Here is a 17,478-nt window from a genome sequence, read left to right as displayed (position 1 = left end):
TTCCGGCAGCGCGATCGTGCCGGTGACGTCGGTGGTGCGGAAGTAGAACTGCGGGCGGTAGTTGGAGAAGAACGGCGTGTGACGGCCACCTTCTTCCTTGGTCAGGATGTAGCACTCGGCCACGAAGTCGGTGTGCGGGGTGATCGAGCCCGGCTTCGCCAGGACCTGACCGCGCTCCACGTCTTCGCGCTTGGTGCCGCGCAGCAGCGCGCCGATGTTGTCGCCGGCCTCGCCCTGGTCGAGCAGCTTGCGGAACATCTCGACGCCCGTGACGGTCGTCTTCACGGTGTCCTTGAGGCCGACGATCTCGACTTCCTCACCCACCTTCACGATGCCGCGCTCGACGCGGCCGGTCACCACGGTGCCGCGGCCCGAGATCGAGAACACGTCTTCGATCGGCATCAGGAACGGACGGTCCTTCGGACGTTCCGGCTGCGGGATGTACTCGTCGACGGCCTTCATCAGCTCGGCGATGGCGTTGGCGCCGATCTCCGGCTTGTTGCCCTCGAGCGCGGCCAGGGCCGAACCCTTCACGATGGGAATGTCGTCGCCCGGGAAGTCGTAGGACGACAGCAGCTCGCGGATCTCGAGCTCCACCAGTTCCAGCAGTTCCGGGTCGTCGACCTGGTCCACCTTGTTCATGAACACGACGATCGCCGGCACACCGACCTGACGGGCGAGCAGGATGTGCTCGCGGGTCTGCGGCATCGGGCCGTCGGCGGCCGAGACCACCAGGATCGCGCCGTCCATCTGGGCGGCACCGGTGATCATGTTCTTCACGTAGTCGGCGTGGCCCGGGCAGTCGACGTGCGCGTAGTGACGGTTCGCGGTCTCGTACTCGACGTGCGCCGTCGAGATGGTGATGCCGCGCGCCCGCTCTTCCGGCGCCTTGTCGATCATGTCGTAAGCCAGGAACTGGCCGCCGCCCTGCTCGGCCATCACCTTCGTGATCGCCGCGGTCAGCGTCGTCTTGCCATGGTCGACGTGACCGATGGTGCCGACGTTGCAGTGCGGCTTCGACCGCGTGAACTTTTCCTTCGCCATTTCTCGATCTCTCCAGCTTCGCTGTCTGCGACGGCGGCGTCAGCCGGCCATCTTGGCGCGGATTTCATCCGAGACGTTGCTCGGGACTTCCGCGTAGTGGTCGAACAACATGGTGTACTGGGCGCGACCCTGCGACATGGAGCGCAGGTTGTTCACGTAGCCGAACATGTTGGCCAGCGGAACCATCGCCGACACGACGCGGGCGATGCCGCGCTGGTCCATGCCCGACACCTGGCCGCGGCGGCTGTTCAGGTCGCCGATGATGTCGCCCATGTACTCTTCCGGCGTCACGACCTCGACCTTCATGATCGGCTCGAGCAGCTTCGGACCGCACTTGGGAATGCCTTCGCGGAACGCCGCACGGGCGGCGATTTCGAACGCCATGACGCTCGAGTCGACGTCGTGGTAGGCGCCTTCCACCAGGGTGGCCTTCACCTTGGTGACCGGGAAGCCGGCCAGCACGCCCGAGTCGGTGGAGGAGCGCAGGCCCTTTTCCACGCCCGGGACGTATTCCTTCGGCACCGAGCCGCCGACGACGGCGTTGGTGAAGATGAACTCGTCGCCCTCGGGGTTCGGCTCGAACTTGATCACGACCTTCGCGAACTGACCCGAACCACCCGTCTGCTTCTTGTGGGTGTATTCGACGGTCTGCGTCTTCGAGATGGTCTCGCGGTAGGCCACCTGCGGGGCGCCCACGTTGCAGTCCACCTTGAACTCGCGACGCATGCGGTCGACGATGATCTCGAGGTGCAGTTCGCCCATGCCCTTGATGACCGTCTGGCCCGACTCCTGGTCGGTGGAGACGCGGAAGGACGGGTCTTCGGCAGCCAGACGAGCCAGCGCCATGCCCATCTTTTCCATGTCGGCCTTGGTCTTGGGCTCGACGGCGACCTCGATGACCGGATCCGGGAACTCCATGCGCTCCAGGATGATCGGCTTGGCGGGATCGCAGAGGGTGTCGCCGGTCGTGGTGTCCTTCAGACCCACGATGGCGACGATGTCGCCGGCGGCCGCCCACTTGATTTCTTCACGGTTGTTGGCGTGCATCAGCAGCATGCGGCCGATGCGCTCGCGCTTTTCCTTCACCGTGTTCTGCACGTAGGAACCGCTCTCGACCGTGCCCGAGTAGATGCGGGCGAAGGTCAGCGAGCCGACGAACGGGTCGTTCATGATCTTGAACGCCAGCGCCGAGAACGGCGCCTGGTCGTCGGTCGGGCGGGTCTCTTCGGTCTCGCCGTCGAGCAGAACGCCCTTCACCGGCGGCACGTCGAGCGGCGACGGCAGGAAGTTGATGACGGCGTCCAGCATCGTCTGCACGCCCTTGTTCTTGAAGGCGGAGCCGCACAGAACAGGGGTGAAGGCCATGCCGATCGTGCCCTTGCGGATGAGCTTGTTCAGCTCGTCCTCGGTGGGCTCGGTGCCGTCGAGGTAGGCTTCCATCGCCGCTTCGTCCTGCTCGACGGCGGTCTCGACGAGCGCCTGGCGGTACTCGGCAGCCTTGTCGGCGAGGTCGGCGGGGATGTCGGTGTACTCGTAGGCGGCGCCCAGGTCGTCACCCTTCCAGATGACGGCCTGCATCTTCACCAGGTCGACGATGCCGGTGTAGTCGGCCTCGACGCCGATGGGCAGGTTCACGACCAGCGGATGCGCACCCAGGCGATCCTTGATCATGTCCACGCAGCGATAGAAGTTCGCGCCCATGCGGTCCATCTTGTTGACGAAGCACATGCGCGGCACGTGGTACTTGTCGGCCTGACGCCACACCGTCTCGGACTGCGGCTCGACGCCGGCGACCGAGTCGAACACCGTCACGGCACCATCGAGCACGCGGAGCGAACGTTCGACTTCGATGGTGAAGTCGACGTGGCCCGGGGTGTCGATGATGTTGACGCGGTGATCCTTCCAGAAGGCAGTCGTCGCAGCGGAGGTGATCGTAATGCCACGCTCCTGCTCCTGCTCCATCCAGTCCATGGTGGCGGTGCCTTCATGGACCTCACCGATCTTGTGCGACTTACCCGTGTAGTACAGGATTCGCTCGGTCGTGGTCGTCTTGCCGGCATCGATGTGGGCCATGATGCCGATGTTGCGGTACCGCTCAAGCGGGGTTTCGCGTTTCATTTCGCTCACTCTTCGCTGCGTGTCTGCGTCGGAGCGCCGGCGTTACCAGCGGTAGTGCGAGAAGGCCTTGTTGGCTTCCGCCATGCGATGCGTGTCTTCACGCTTCTTGACGGCGCCGCCGCGGTTGTTGACGGCATCCATCAGCTCGCCGAACAGACGGTCGACCATGGTGGTCTCCGAACGCTTGCGAGCGAAGTCGGTGATCCAGCGGAAGGCAAGCGCCTGACGACGCTCGGTGCGCACTTCCACGGGCACCTGGTAGGTGGCGCCACCGACACGGCGGGAGCGCACTTCGACGGCCGGCTTCACGTTGTCCACGGCTTCGTGGAACATCTGCACCGGGTCACCACCCTTGGCGGCCAGACGGTCGAGAGCGCCATAGACGATCTTCTCGGCCACGCCCTTCTTGCCGTCGAGCATGATGTTGTTGATGAACTTCGCGATGACCGTATCGCCGAACTTGGCGTCCGGCAGGACCTCGCGCTTAACCGCTGCGCGGCGACGAGACATGGTTCTGCTTCCCTCTTACTTCGGACGCTTGGCGCCGTACTTGGAGCGACGCTGACGGCGATCCTTGACGCCCTGGGTGTCCAGGGTGCCGCGAATGATGTGGTAGCGCACGCCCGGCAGGTCCTTCACGCGGCCGCCGCGGATCATGACCACCGAGTGCTCCTGCAGGTTGTGGCCCTCACCGGGGATGTACGAGGTGACCTCGTAGCCGTTGGTCAGGCGCACGCGCGCCACCTTGCGAAGCGCCGAGTTCGGCTTCTTCGGGGTGGTGGTGTAGACGCGGGTGCAGACACCGCGCTTCTGCGGGCACGCCTGCATGGCCGGAACCTTGTTGCGCTTCACCGGCGCTTCGCGGCCCATGCGGATCAACTGGTTGATCGTAGGCATTAACCTTCCCTTTTTCTCACGCTCTTGCGCGACCGTATCGCAGGCGCGACCAAGACAAAAAACCCATAGGACTCTCCCCTATCAGGAGGTCCGGTGGGCATTTCCCCGTGGTCCAACCAGCGCCGGCGGACCCTATGGAAATATCGTGCCGGACTGCCGCGTCTGACGTGCCGTTGCTCGTCACCACCGGCGGCCCGATGAGGGCGGAATACTAGTGACGCCCCCTACCCCCGTCAAGGGAAAGAATCAGCTTTCCCGCCGGGTTCGGCCCTTGAAACGACGACCGGGACGCCCCTGCTCGGAGCGTCCCGGAGTCGCATCAGGCTTTCCGCCGAGTCCCGGTCACCGCGCCGAAGCCGGTGCCGGGGATCCGGCGGGACCTTCGGTCCCTCACTCGCCGGCGGGCGGCGCGCTCGGGGTGCCGCCGTCGGCCGGCAGGGCGGCCGTGGCGGCGTCGGTGGAGGCGGCCTGCAGCTCCTCGTCGCGCTTGGCGGCGACCTGGCGCAGGGTGTTCATCATCGCGCCGGTACCCGCCGGGATCAGGCGGCCGACGATGACGTTCTCCTTGAGGCCGACCAGACGGTCCACCTTGCCCGACACCGAGGCTTCGGTGAGGACGCGGGTGGTCTCCTGGAACGAGGCGGCGGACACGAAGGAGTGCGTCTGCAGGCTGGCCTTGGTGATGCCCTGCAGCACCGGCTCGCCCTGGGCGGGACGGCCGTTCTCCTTGATGGCCTTTTCGTTCTCGTTCTGGAACTCCATGCGGTCGACCTGCTCGCCGACCAGGAACGTCGTGTCGCCGGGCTCGGTGATCTCGACCTTCTGCAGCATCTGGCGGCAGATCACCTCGATGTGCTTGTCGTTGATCTTCACGCCCTGCAGACGATAGACGTCCTGGATCTCCTTGATCAGGTAGTCGGCCAGCGCCTCGACGCCCATGACGCGCAGGATGTCGTGCGGCACGGGGTTGCCGTCCATCAGCGGGTCGCCCTTGCGGACGTAGTCGCCTTCCTGGACCGACAGGTGCTTGCCCTTCGGCACCAGGTATTCGACCTGATCGCCCTCTTCCGTGACCACGAGGATGCGGCGCTTGTTCTTGTAGTCCTTGCCGAATTCCACGCGGCCGTCGACTTCGGCGATGATCGCGTGATCCTTCGGACGGCGGGCTTCGAACAGTTCCGCCACGCGCGGCAGACCGCCCGTGATGTCGCGGGTCTTGGAGCTTTCGCGCGGAATACGCGCCAGCACGTCACCGGCATGCACCCGCTGGCCGTTCTCGACCGACAGGATGGCGTCCACCGACATGAAGTAGCGGGCTTCCATGCCGTTCGGCAGGGTGATGACCTCGCCCTTCTCGTCGCGCAGGGTGACACGCGGCTTCAGGTCGTTGCCGCGGGGCTGCTGCTTCCAGTCCACCACGACGCGGGAGCTGACGCCCGTCGCCTCGTCGGTGACTTCGCGCATGGACACGCCTTCCACCAGGTCGACGAAGTTCACCACGCCTTCGCGCTCGGTGATGATCGGCAGGGTGTACGGATCCCAGTCGGCCATCTTCTGGCCCTTGGCGACCGTGTCGTCGTCCTTGACGTGGATGCGGGCGCCGTAGGGCACGCGGTGACGCGCCTTCTCGCGACCGTTCACGTCGAGCAGCAGGACCTCGCAGTTGCGGGCCATGACCACGGCGACGCCTTCCGAGTTCAACACCACGTTGCGGTTCAGCACCTTGACCTTGGAGTCGAAGGCCGCCTCGATGCTCGACTGCTCCGCACCACGCTGGGCCGCGCCGCCGATGTGGAACGTGCGCATGGTCAGCTGGGTGCCCGGCTCGCCGATGGACTGCGCCGCGATGACGCCGACGGCTTCGCCGATGTTGGCCTCGGTGCCGCGCGCCAGGTCGCGGCCGTAGCACTTGGAGCAGATGCCGGTCTGGGTGTCGCAGGTCAGCACCGAGCGGATCTTCACGGACTCGATGCCGGCCGCCTCGATCAGCTCGACGTGACGCTCCTCGATCAGGGTGCCCTTGGGCACGATGACCGTGTCGCTGTTCGGGTCGTACACGTCCTCGGCCGCGGTACGGCCCAGGATGCGGTCGCCGAGCGACACCACCACCTCGCCGCCGTCGACCACCGGAATGGCGGTCAGGCTGCGCTCGGTGCCGCAGTCGTATTCGATGATGATGGCGTCCTGCGCCACGTCCACCAGACGACGGGTCAGGTAACCCGAGTTGGCGGTCTTCAGCGCGGTGTCGGCCAGGCCCTTACGCGCACCGTGGGTGGAGTTGAAGTACTCCAGCACGGTCAGGCCTTCCTTGAAGTTCGAGATGATCGGCGTCTCGATGATCTCGCCCGACGGCTTGGCCATGAGGCCGCGCATGCCGGCGAGCTGCTTCATCTGGGCGGCCGAGCCACGGGCACCGGAGTGCGCCATCATGAAGACGGAGTTCACGCCCTTGGCCGGATCGACCTTGGAGATCTCCTTCATCATGGCGTCGGCGACCTTTTCGGTGCACTGCGACCACGCGTCGACGACCTTGTTGTACTTCTCGCCCTGGGTGATGAGGCCGTCCTGGTACTGCTGCTCGAACTCCTTCACCTGGGCCTCGGTCTCCGCCAGCATGCCGGCCTTGGAGTCCGGGATCACCATGTCGTCCTTGCCGAACGAGATGCCGGCGCGGGCGGCCTGCTTGAAGCCCATGGCCATGATCCGGTCGCAGAAGATGACCGTCTCTTTCTGGCCGCAGTGGCGGTAGACCACGTCGATGACCTCGCCGATCTCCTTCTTGCGGAGCAGGCGGTTGATCAGCGTGAAGGGCACGTTCGGGTGCTTGGGCAGCACCTCGCCCAGCATGCTGCGGCCCGGCGTGGTGGCGACCAGACGCACGGCGTCCACGCCCTCGTTGTCGACGGTGCGCATGCGGGCCAGCACCTTGGTGTGCAGGCCGACCACCTTCTCGGTGAGCGCCTCTTCGATCTCGGCGGCGTTGGAGAACACCGGCACCGGGTAGAGCAGCGCACGGCCGGCTTCCACCGCCGTCATCAGCTGGTCGATGGACTCGACCTCGAAGGGCTTGCCCGGCTGTTCCTTGCCGAACACGCCGATCTTGCCGGCCTTCAGGCCCTCTTCCACCACCTTGGCGTCGGTGACGTGCAGCACGCGGTGCGCCCACACGCGGCCGTTGGCGATGTCCGCCGACAGCTGCGCGAGGTCGGTCGTGTCGACGGCGACGTTCGGCTGACGCGGGTTCCACAGGTAGGCGTCACCGGCCTTCAGGGCCGCCGACAGCTCGTCCATGTCCTTGAACTTCAGGCGCAGGCCGGGCTGCTCGTCGCCTTCCATGGTCAGATAGTAGATACCCAGAATCATGTCCTGGGTCGGCACGATGATCGGCTTGCCGGAGGCAGGGCTGAGGATGTTGTTCGTCGACATCATCAGCACGCGGGCTTCCAGCTGCGCTTCCAGCGACAGCGGGACGTGCACGGCCATCTGGTCGCCGTCGAAGTCGGCGTTGAAGGCGGTGCAGACCAGCGGGTGCAGCTGGATGGCCTTGCCTTCCACCAGCACCGGCTCGAACGCCTGGATGCCCAGGCGGTGCAGCGTCGGCGCGCGGTTCAGCATGACCGGGTGCTCGCGGATCACCTCTTCCAGGATGTCCCAAACCTCGGGACGCTCCTTCTCCACCATGCGCTTGGCGGCCTTGATGGTGGTCGCCATGCCGTAGAGTTCGAGCTTGGAGTAGATGAACGGCTTGAACAGCTCCAGCGCCATCTTCTTCGGCAGGCCGCACTGGTGCAGCTTCAGCTCCGGGCCGACCACGATGACCGAACGGCCCGAGTAGTCGACGCGCTTGCCGAGCAGGTTCTGACGGAAGCGGCCCTGCTTGCCCTTCAGCATGTCCGACAGCGACTTCAGCGGGCGCTTGTTGGCACCCGTGATGGCGCGGCCGCGGCGGCCGTTGTCGAACAGCGCGTCGACGGCCTCCTGCAGCATGCGCTTTTCGTTGCGGATGATGATTTCCGGCGCGCGCAGCTCGATCAGCCGCTTCAGGCGGTTGTTGCGGTTGATGACGCGGCGGTACAGGTCGTTCAGGTCGGAGGTCGCGAAGCGGCCACCGTCCAGCGGCACCAGCGGGCGCAGCTCGGGCGGGATCACCGGCACGACGTCGAGGATCATCCACTCGGGGCGGGAACCCGACTCCATGAAGGCCTCGACCAGCTTCAGGCGCTTGACGAGCTTCTTGCGCTTGGCTTCCGAGGTCGTCTCGCGCAGGTCGGCACGCATCTCCTCGCGCAGCTGCGCCAGGTCGATCTCCGACAGCATGGCCTTGATGGCCTCGGCGCCGATGCCGGCGGTGAAGCTGTCTTCGCCGTATTCGTCGACGGCGCGCTGGTACTGTTCCTCGTTCAGCAGCTCATGCTGCTTGAGCGGCGTCAGGCCCGGCTCGACCACCACGTAGTTCTCGAAGTACAGGACGCGCTCGAGATCCTTCAGCGTCATGTCCATGAGCAGGCCGATGCGGCTCGGCAGGCTCTTCAGGAACCAGATGTGCGCGACGGGAGCGGCCAGCTCGATGTGGCCCATGCGCTCGCGGCGGACCTTCGAGAGGGTGACCTCGACGCCGCACTTCTCGCAGATGATGCCACGATACTTCATGCGCTTGTACTTGCCGCACAAGCACTCGTAGTCCTTCACCGGTCCGAAGATGCGGGCGCAGAACAGGCCGTCCCGCTCCGGCTTGAAGGTACGGTAGTTGATGGTCTCCGGCTTCTTGATCTCGCCGTAGGACCAGGAACGGATCTTCTCGGGGCTCGCGATGGAAATCTTGATCTGGTCGAACGACTGGGTGCCGCTGACCTGACCGAAGATCTTCATAAGCTCGTTCATGCCTACTCTCCCGCTGCGGTCCGGCGGACGGGGACCTGCCCTGCCGAGAAGCGATCCCGCCGTCCGCGTTCCGCAAAGTGTGGCGACCGCCGAAAGGCCGGCCGCCGGGGCCTAGAGTGTGGGGAGCGGGACGATGTCCCGCAACCCGGTCCGGTGCTAAGGCTCAGAAGCCGGTGCTCTGGCTCAGTTCGACGTCCAGACCCAGCGACCGCATTTCCTTCACGAGCACGTTGAAGGATTCGGGGATGCCGGCCTCGAAGGTGTCGTCGCCGCGGACGATGGCTTCGTAGACCTTGGTACGGCCGGACACGTCGTCCGACTTCACCGTCAGCATCTCCTGCAGCGTGTACGCCGCGCCGTAGGCTTCCAGCGCCCACACTTCCATTTCACCGAAGCGCTGGCCGCCGAACTGGGCCTTGCCGCCCAGCGGCTGCTGGGTGACCAGCGAGTACGGGCCGATGGAGCGGGCGTGGATCTTGTCGTCGACCAGGTGGTGCAGCTTCAGCATGTAGATGTAGCCGACCGTGACCTGGCGGTCGAACGGCTCGCCGGTGCGCCCGTCGTGCAGGGTGACCTGACCCGAGCGGTGCAGCCCGGCCTTCTCCAGCATCTCGGCGATGTCGCTTTCGCGGGCACCGTCGAACACCGGGGTGGCGATGGGAATGCCGGTGCGCAGGTTGTAGGCCAGCTCGCGGATCTCGTCGTCGCCCAGGTCGGCGATGTCGTCGCCGTAGGACTTCTCGCCGTAGATGTCGCGCAGCTTGACCCGCAGGTCGTCCACCGAGGCGCCGCTGTAGGTCACCTGGTCGAGCACTTCGCGCACCTGATGGCCGAGACCGCGGCATGCCCACCCGAGGTGGGTTTCCAGGATCTGACCGACGTTCATGCGCGAGGGCACGCCGAGCGGGTTGAGCACGATGTCGACCTGGGTGCCGTCTTCCAGGTACGGCATGTCCTCGATCGGCACGATACGCGAGATGACGCCCTTGTTGCCGTGACGGCCGGCCATCTTGTCGCCCGGCTGCAGCTTGCGCTTCACCGCCACGAAGACCTTGACCATCTTCAGCACGCCCGGGGGCAGCTCGTCGCCGCGCTCCAGCTTCTCGACCTTGCTTTCGAAGCGCTTCTGCAACGCCGAGATGCTCTCCTCGAAGGCCTTCTTCAGGTCTTCGATCTCGCTCATCACGGTGTCGTTCTCGACGCCGAACTGGCGCCACTGGCCGGGGGTGAAGTCGGCCAGCAGGGCCTCGTCGATCACGCCGCCGGTCTTGGCGCCCTTGGGGCCCGAAACGGCGACCTGGCCGAGCAGCATTTCCTTGAGGCGGCTGGAGAAGCTGCCTTCCAGGATCTTGCGTTCGTCGTCGCGGTCCTTGGCCAGACGCTCGATCTCGGCGCGGTCGATGGCGAGCGTACGCTCGTCCTTCTCGACGCCGCGGCGGTTGAAGACACGGACGTCGACGATGGTGCCCTGCACGCCCGGGGGCAGACGCAGGGAGGTGTCGCGCACGTCGCTCGCCTTCTCGCCGAAGATGGCGCGCAGCAGCTTCTCTTCCGGCGTCACCGGGCTTTCGCCCTTCGGGGTGACCTTGCCGACGAGGATGTCGCCCGCCTTCACTTCGGCGCCGATGTAGACGATGCCGGCTTCGTCGAGGTTCTTCAGCGCGTCTTCACCCACGTTCGGGATGTCGCGCGTGATTTCTTCCTGGCCCAGCTTGGTGTCGCGCGCCATCACCTCGAATTCCTCGATGTGGATCGAGGTGAACACGTCGTCGCGGACGATGCGTTCCGAGATGAGGATGGAGTCCTCGAAGTTGTAGCCGTTCCACGGCATGAACGCGACCAGCACGTTGCGGCCGAGCGCCAGCTCGCCGAGGTCGGTCGACGGGCCGTCGGCGATGATGTCGCCCTTCGCCACCACGTCGCCCACCTTCACCAGCGGACGCTGGGTCATGCAGGTGGACTGGTTGGAGCGCTGGAACTTCGCCAGGCGGTAGATGTCGACGCCCGATTCGGTGCTCAGCACGTCCTCGGTGGCGCGGATGACGACGCGGGTGGCGTCCACCTGCTGCACCAGGCCGGCGCGGCGGGCGACGATGGTGGCACCCGAGTCGCGGGCGACCGCCTTCTCCATGCCGGTGCCGACGAACGGCGCCTCGGCCTTCAGAAGCGGCACCGCCTGACGCTGCATGTTGGAGCCCATGAGCGCGCGGTTGGCGTCGTCGTTCTCGAGGAACGGGATCAGCGCCGCGGCGACGGACACCAGCTGCTTCGGCGACACGTCGACGAAGTCGATCTGGTCGGGGGCTACCATCACGAAGTCTCCGGCCTTGCGGCAGGAGATGAGGTCGCCGACGAAGCGGTTGCCCTCGTCCAGTTCCGCGTTGGCCTGGGCGATGGTGTACTTGCCCTCTTCCATGGCCGACATGTAGATGACCTCGTCGGTCACCTCGCCGCCCACGACCTTGCGGTACGGGCTTTCGATGAAGCCGTACTGGTTGACGCGGGCGAAGGTGGCCAGCGAGTTGATGAGGCCGATGTTCGGACCTTCCGGCGTCTCGATCGGGCAGATGCGGCCGTAGTGCGTCGGGTGCACGTCGCGCACCTCGAAGCCGGCGCGCTCGCGCGTCAGACCGCCCGGGCCGAGCGCCGACAGGCGGCGCTTGTGGGTGATCTCCGACAGCGGGTTGGTCTGGTCCATGAACTGCGACAGCTGGCTCGAGCCGAAGAACTCGCGCACCGCAGCCGCCGCCGGCTTGGCGTTGATCAGGTCGTGCGGCATCACCGTGTCGATGTCCACCGAGGACATACGCTCGCGGATGGCACGCTCCATGCGCAGCAGGCCGACGCGGTACTGGTTCTCCATCAGCTCGCCGACGGAGCGGACACGACGGTTGCCCAGGTGGTCGATGTCGTCGATTTCGCCGCGGCCGTCCTTCAGCTCCACCAGCTGCTTGACGATGCGCAGGATGTCGTCCTTGCGCAGGGTGCGCTGGGTGTCCGGCGCCTCGTCCAGGGTGAAGCCCAGGCGCGAGTTCATCTTCACGCGACCGACGGCCGAGAGGTCGTAACGCTCGCTGTCGAAGAACAGGCCGCGGAACAGAGCCTCGGCGGTCTCCAGGGTGGGCGGCTCGCCCGGGCGCATGACGCGGTAGATGTCGATCAGCGCTTCCTCACGGCAGGTGTTCTTGTCCACCATGAGGGTGTTGCGGATGTAGGGACCGACGTTGATGTGGTCGATGTGCAGGGTCGGCAGCTCGTCGATGCCGCCGCGCGCCAGGTTCTCGAGGATGCCTTCGGTGATCTCCTCGCCGGCCTCGACGAAGATCTCGCCCGAGGTCGGGTCGATGACGTCCTCGCCGGCGTAGCGGCCGACCAGATCCTCGATGGCGACACGCACCTCGGTCAGGCCTTCGTCGGCCAGCTTGCGGGCGGCGCGCGCGGTGACCTTCTGGCCCGCTTCCATCTTCACTTCGCCCGTCTGGGCGTCGATCAGGTCGGACACGAGCTTGACGCCGCGCATGCGGTCGGCCACGAACTCGGTCTTCCAGCCCTGGGCGTCACGGGTGAAGACGATGTTGCCGTAGAAGTACGACAGCACGTCTTCCTGCGTCATGCCCTTGACCTCGATCGGGTCGACGGACTTGCCCTCGGCCTTGCGGGTCTTGCGCAGCAGTTCGGTCGCGACGCTGTCGAGGGCGTAGAGCAGGGTCGTCACCGGCAGCTTGCGGCGACGGTCGATGCGGACGTAGACGAGGTCCTTGGCGTCGAATTCGAAGTCGAGCCACGAGCCGCGGTAGGGAATGACGCGGGCGGCGAACAGGTACTTGCCCGACGAGTGCGTCTTGCCCTTGTCGTGGTCGAAGAAGACACCCGGGCTGCGGTGCATCTGCGAAACGATGACGCGCTCGGTGCCGTTGATGATGAAGGTGCCCTTGTCCGTCATGAGCGGCATGTCGCCCATGTAGACGTCCTGCTCCTTGATGTCGCGGATGGAGCGCGCACCGGTGTCCTCGTCCACGTCCCACACGACGAGACGCAGGGTCACCTTCAGCGGGGCGGCGAACGTCATGCCGCGCTGCTGGCACTCTTCCACATCGTACTTGGGCTCTTCGAGCTCGTAACGCACGAACTCCAGCTCACCCTTGCCGGCGAAATCCTTGATCGGGAAGACGGACCGGAAGACTTCCTCGAGACCGCTCACCGTCCGGCCGTTGACGCCGGACTCCAGGAAGCTGTCGTAGGAGCTCTTCTGCACCTCGATCAGGTTGGGCATGGGGGCGACGGACGGGATCCGCCCGAAGTCTTTCCGCACCCGCTTCCGACCAGTAAAGGACTTAGCCATTGCCGCTCCTCGTCTTTGACCTGTTGGTCTGCACGACCCGTTCCCCGTCCTGCGCGCGATGGACGGAGCGGCGGCCGCGCGAAACAGCGGAGGGGGCCGACCAACCAAGGCCCCGTCCACCCGGCACGTCCCTGCCCCCCGCACGACTGTCCCACGCCGCGGCGGCGGGACCGGAGGGCCGGACGGCCCGCAAGCGAAATCCGCAGCTATCTAGTGCGGTGCGATCCGTTCGCACCCACCGGCCTGCGGATTTCGGCTGCGGGCCTCGACTTTTCTCCACCGTCGCCCGGCCCCGAGGGGCCGGACGGCAGCAGAAACATCGGCGGGCCGGAGGGTGACGCCCTCCCCTTCCAGGGAGGGCATCGCCCTTCCGGCCCATTCAGCCGAAGATGGCGAAGCTGACTTACTTCAGCTCGACCTTGGCGCCAGCCTCTTCCAGCTGCTTCTTGATCTTCTCGGCTTCGTCCTTGGACGCAGCTTCCTTCACGGTCTTCGGAGCGCCTTCGACCAGGTCCTTGGCTTCCTTCAGGCCGAGACCGGTGATGGCGCGGACTTCCTTGATCACGTTGATCTTCTTGTCGCCGGCGTCGGCCAGGACGACGTCGAACTCGGTCTTCTCCTCGGCAGCGGCGGCCGGGGCGGCGGCACCACCGGCGGCGGCGACGGCGACCGGAGCGGCGGCGGAAACGCCCCACTTCTCCTCGAGCATCTTGGAGAGCTCGGCGGCCTCCAGGACGGTCAGGGCGGACAGGTCGTCGACGAGCTTGGCGAGATCGGCCATTTTAAGCTTTCTCCTGAGTTTTCAAGCGGCCCGTCCGATGGTTCGGGGACGGACCAGGCAGATTGGGTTCGTATGTAGGCGAGCCTTACGCGGCTTCGCCCTTGTCGGCATAGGCCTTGAAGACGCGAGCGAGCTGGCCGGCCGGGGCCTGAGTGACGCCGGCGATACGGGTCGCCGGGGTCTGGATCAGGGCCAGGAACTTGGCACGCAGCTCATCCAGCGACGGCAGCGACGCCAGAGCCTTGACGCCTTCGACGTCGAGGACCTTGCCGTCGGCCATGGAGCCGCCGAGGATGATCAGCTTGTCGTTCGTCTTCGCGAATTCCGCGGTGGCCTTGGCGGCCGCCACCGGATCGTCGGAGAAACAAATCGCCGTCGGACCGGTGAACAGGTCGGTGAGACCCGCGAACTTCGTGTCGGCAAGGGCGAGACGCGTGAGGCGGTTCTTCGTGACCTTGAAGCCAGCGCCAGCGTCACGGACCTTGCCGCGGAGAGCCTCCACTTCCTTGACCGTCAGACCCTTGTACTGGGTGACGACCACGGAGGACTTTTCCGCAAACAGGGCGTGCAGCTCGGCGACGAGCTCCTGCTTTTCGGTACGGTTCACTTCCGTCTCCGCTTCTCTGTTCCCGCCTCGACCGAGGTCGCGGCGGGAGGTTGCGTTTACCCGGTCGCCCCGCGGGCGGCGCGGCCGGGTCAACCTGCCCCAGAAGCCCAAGCCGAAAGTCCTTGCCCACTCGGGAGAAAGGAAATCGCTTGCTGCTCCCGTCTATGCAGGAAGGGAAGCCCCTTTAAGCCCGAAGGCTCCTGCGGTCTCGGACAGGTGTCGGGGACCCCGAGGGATCCCCTGCTCCGGTGGACGGCCCCCTTGCCGGAAGGCCGCCGCCGGATATTCCTGCGGTCGATCAGGCGGCCGAAACGGTGCCCGGATTGACCTTCAGGCCGGGCCCCATGGTGGAGCTGACGGCGATCTTCTGAATGTAGGTGCCCTTGGCGCCGGCCGGCTTCGCCTTGGCGATGGCGTCGACGAAGGCGCGCGCGTTGTCGAGCAGCTGGGCCGCCGAGAAGCTGGCCTTGCCGATGCCGGCGTGGATGATGCCGGCCTTCTCGACGCGGAACTGCACCTGACCGGCCTTGGCGGCGCGGATGGCTTCGGTGACGTTCGGGGTCACTGTGCCGAGCTTCGGGTTCGGCATCAGGCCGCGCGGGCCGAGCACCTTGCCGAGGCGGCCGACGAGACCCATCATGTCCGGCGTCGCGATGCAACGGTCGAAGTCGATGGTGCCGTTCTGGATGGCGTCCGCCAGGTCTTCCGCACCGACGATGTCGGCGCCGGCGGCCTGCGCTTCGGCGGCCTTCTCGGCCTTGGCGAACACGGCCACGCGGACCGTCTTGCCGGTGCCGTGCGGCAGCTCGACCACGCCGCGGACCATCTGGTCGGCGTGGCGCGGGTCGACGCCCAGGTTCATGGCGATCTCGATGGTCTCGTCGAACTTGGCCGAGGCATTCGCCTTCGCCAGCTCGATGGCCTTCTCGAGGTCGTAGAGGGTGGTGGCTTCGACGCCCTTGTAGGCGTTCTTCAGACGCTTGCCGATCTTCGCCATGTGTCTTACTCCACCACTTCCAGGCCCATGGACAGCGCCGAGCCGCGAATCATGGCCGAAGCCGATTCGACGGTCACGCAGTTCAGGTCCTTCATCTTCGCGTTCGCGATCTCTTCGATCTGCGCCATGGTCACCTTGCCGACCGTGCCCTTGCCGGGGGTCTGCGAGCCCTTCGGCAGGCCGGCGGCCTTCTTCAGGAAGTAGCTGACCGGCGGGGTCTTGGTGACGAACGAGAAGGTGCGGTCCGAATAGGCCGTGATGACGACCGGAATCGGCATGCCGGGCTCGAGGTTCTGCGTCGAGGCGTTGAACGCCTTGCAGAACTCCATGATGTTCAGGCCGCGCTGACCGAGGGCGGGGCCCACCGGCGGCGACGGGTTGGCCTTGCCGGCCGGAATCTGCAACTTGATGAAACCGATGATCTTCTTCGCCATGACATCCTCTGTGTGATGCCCGGCGCATGGCGCGGCCGGGGCTTTCGAGAGGGTCGTGGTCGGGCTCCCCTGGACTTCGGGGGTCGGCCTCCCACGAAAACACCCGCGCCGCCGTCACGGGGACGGCGGTGCGGGAATAGCAGACCGCGTCAGATCTTTTCGACCTGCGCGTATTCCAGTTCGACGGGCGTCGAGCGCCCGAAGATCGAGACGGACACCTTGAGGCGCGCCCGTTCCTCGTCCACTTCTTCCACCAGGCCGTTGAAGCTGGCGAAGGGGCCGTCGGAGACGCGCACCTGCTCGCCCACCTCGAAGGTCACCGACGGCTTCGGCCGGTCGATGCCTTCCTGCACCTGCTTCATGATCCGTTCGGCCTCGCGCTCGGTGATCGGCGACGGCCGACCCTTCGCACCCAGGAAGCCGGTGACCTTGGCGGTGCCGGTGACGAGGTGGTAGGTTTCGTCGTTCAGGTCCATCTTGAGCAGGACGTAGCCGGGGAAGAACTTGCGTTCCGCCTGGACCTTCGAGCCGCGACGAACCTCGACGACCTCTTCCGTCGGCACGAGGACCTGCTCGAACATTTCGGTCATGCCCTTCTGCTCCGCCTGTTCGCGGATCGACTGGGCGACCTTGTTCTCGAAGCCCGAGTAGACGTGCAGCACGTACCAGCGCGCGGCCATACGAAGTTATCCTCCAAGCCCGAAGATCACCTGAACGCCCCAGGCGAGCAGCTGATCCACGATCAGGAAGAACAGCGCAGCCAGCGTCACCATGATGAAGACCATGACCGTCGAGATGGTGGTCTCCTTGCGCGTCGGCCAGGTGACCTTGCTCAACTCGGTACGGACCTGTCGGACGAACTGGCCCGGGGTGGTCTTAGCCATGCTGTTCCACGTCCAAATTCTAAAGCCGGATCGGATACCGACCCGGCGGAAACCCTGCGGTCAGGGGACCCGACGCGCGCTATGTCCGGCAAGGGAGCCGCGCTCGCCAACCCGGGGAGGGCTGGCAGGGGTGGCAGGGATCGAACCCGCAACCCCCGGTTTTGGAGACCGGTGCTCTACCAATTGAGCTACACCCCTAGGGCCCCTTACGGTCCACGCCGGGGCGCGAACCTTCGGATCGGCAAGCCGAAGCTCACCAGAGCCGGACGATATAAACGGATCGTCCCGGCTTGACAAGTCCCAATCGCGCGGTGCCCGAAGGCCCCGCGCGACCGGTCGTATTTTCTTACTTCACGATCTTCGCGACGACGCCGGCACCGACGGTGCGGCCACCTTCACGGATGGCGAAGCGCAGGCCTTCGTCCATGGCGATGGGGGCGATCAGCGACACGGTGATCGAGATGTTGTCGCCCGGCATCACCATTTCGGTGCC

Annotated in this window: 12 protein-coding genes, 1 tRNA gene and 1 pseudogene; all 14 read right to left on the bottom strand. The window is 65.8% G+C overall.

What is annotated here, in order from left to right; genetic code table 11:
• Window positions 1–1,044: elongation factor Tu (gene tuf / locus CRP50_RS24395; RefSeq protein ID WP_097281812.1), on the bottom strand; the 1,044-nt coding region annotated here is incomplete at its 3' end.
• A 39-nt stretch (window positions 1,045–1,083) separates the two neighbouring features.
• Window positions 1,084–3,162, bottom strand: coding sequence for an elongation factor G (gene fusA, locus CRP50_RS24390; RefSeq protein WP_097281811.1), 2,079 nt, complete (start codon window positions 3,160–3,162; stop codon window positions 1,084–1,086).
• Window positions 3,163–3,204: 42 nt separating this feature from the next.
• On the bottom strand, window positions 3,205–3,672 hold the full coding sequence (gene rpsG / locus CRP50_RS24385) for a 30S ribosomal protein S7 (protein ID WP_097281810.1): 468 nt from the start codon (window positions 3,670–3,672) through the stop codon (window positions 3,205–3,207).
• Between the two features lie 15 nt (window positions 3,673–3,687).
• Window positions 3,688–4,059 carry a 30S ribosomal protein S12 gene (rpsL, locus tag CRP50_RS24380; protein ID WP_097281809.1) on the bottom strand — a complete coding sequence of 124 codons (372 nt, stop codon included), beginning with the start codon at window positions 4,057–4,059 and terminating at the stop codon, window positions 3,688–3,690.
• A gap of 390 nt (window positions 4,060–4,449) precedes the next feature.
• Window positions 4,450–8,940: a DNA-directed RNA polymerase subunit beta' gene (gene rpoC / locus CRP50_RS24375; protein ID WP_097281808.1), complete on the bottom strand. Its 4,491-nt coding sequence runs from the start codon at window positions 8,938–8,940 to the stop codon at window positions 4,450–4,452.
• 163 nt (window positions 8,941–9,103) lie between these two features.
• Window positions 9,104–13,282: a DNA-directed RNA polymerase subunit beta gene (rpoB, locus tag CRP50_RS24370; RefSeq protein ID WP_097281807.1), complete on the bottom strand. Its 4,179-nt coding sequence runs from the start codon at window positions 13,280–13,282 to the stop codon at window positions 9,104–9,106.
• A gap of 403 nt (window positions 13,283–13,685) precedes the next feature.
• Window positions 13,686–14,063, bottom strand: coding sequence for a 50S ribosomal protein L7/L12 (gene rplL, locus CRP50_RS24365; RefSeq protein WP_097281806.1), 378 nt, complete (start codon window positions 14,061–14,063; stop codon window positions 13,686–13,688).
• Between the two features lie 85 nt (window positions 14,064–14,148).
• Window positions 14,149–14,670, bottom strand: a complete 522-nt coding sequence (rplJ, locus tag CRP50_RS24360; RefSeq protein WP_097281805.1) for a 50S ribosomal protein L10 — start codon at window positions 14,668–14,670, stop codon at window positions 14,149–14,151.
• Between the two features lie 298 nt (window positions 14,671–14,968).
• Window positions 14,969–15,667 (bottom strand): 50S ribosomal protein L1, encoded by a 699-nt coding sequence (gene rplA / locus CRP50_RS24355; RefSeq protein WP_097281804.1) that lies wholly within the window; start codon window positions 15,665–15,667, stop codon window positions 14,969–14,971.
• 5 nt (window positions 15,668–15,672) lie between these two features.
• Window positions 15,673–16,101 carry a 50S ribosomal protein L11 gene (gene rplK, locus CRP50_RS24350; RefSeq protein WP_097281803.1) on the bottom strand — a complete coding sequence of 143 codons (429 nt, stop codon included), beginning with the start codon at window positions 16,099–16,101 and terminating at the stop codon, window positions 15,673–15,675.
• A gap of 149 nt (window positions 16,102–16,250) precedes the next feature.
• On the bottom strand, window positions 16,251–16,781 hold the full coding sequence (gene nusG / locus CRP50_RS24345) for a transcription termination/antitermination protein NusG (RefSeq protein WP_097281802.1): 531 nt from the start codon (window positions 16,779–16,781) through the stop codon (window positions 16,251–16,253).
• 6 nt (window positions 16,782–16,787) lie between these two features.
• A complete protein-coding gene (secE, locus tag CRP50_RS24340) occupies window positions 16,788–16,985 on the bottom strand; it encodes a preprotein translocase subunit SecE (protein ID WP_097281801.1) in 198 nt (65 codons plus the stop codon).
• A gap of 122 nt (window positions 16,986–17,107) precedes the next feature.
• Window positions 17,108–17,183: transfer RNA gene (locus tag CRP50_RS24335), tRNA-Trp, on the bottom strand.
• Between the two features lie 148 nt (window positions 17,184–17,331).
• A pseudogene (gene tuf / locus CRP50_RS24330) lies at window positions 17,332–17,478 on the bottom strand (elongation factor Tu); the annotation flags it as partial.

Source organism: Caenispirillum bisanense (assembly GCF_900230255.1).
Classification (GTDB): Bacteria; Pseudomonadota; Alphaproteobacteria; order Rhodospirillales; family Rhodospirillaceae; genus Caenispirillum; species Caenispirillum bisanense_A.
This window is presented reverse-complemented; position numbering and strand designations above follow the sequence as displayed.